The sequence below is a fragment of the Phormidium sp. CCY1219 genome (assembly GCF_035615515.1).
GTDB lineage: Bacteria > Cyanobacteriota > Cyanobacteriia > Cyanobacteriales > Laspinemataceae > CCY1219.
In genome coordinates this window covers 1-266 of sequence record NZ_JAJENT010000383.1, presented here as the reverse complement: position 1 = coordinate 266, position 266 = coordinate 1, and the positions used below count along the sequence as shown (strand labels likewise).

The following is a 266-nucleotide window of genomic DNA, read 5'->3' as shown; positions in this document are numbered from 1 at the left end:
AAGCATTTTGCAATATCTGCATCTAATACCCAGTTTGGCTTTTTATGGAGCTTCTTGAATATGGCATCAATCGCATCGTGCGCTGACCTCCCTGGTCTAAATCCGTAGGATTCACCCTCAAATCGGGCTTCCCATTGGGGTTCTAGTGCCAGTTTAACCAAGGCTTGCTCGGCTCTATCTCTTATCGTAGGAATCCCTAAAGGACGCTTTTCATCACGACCTGGCTTAGGAATCCATACTCTGCGTAAGGCGCGGGCTTTGGATTT

The 266-nt window shown here is 47.4% G+C and carries 1 protein-coding gene; it reads right to left on the bottom strand.

The features are described from left to right. Positions 1–266: reverse transcriptase/maturase family protein (locus tag LKK83_RS07560; RefSeq protein ID WP_324630411.1), on the bottom strand; the 266-nt coding region annotated here is incomplete at both ends.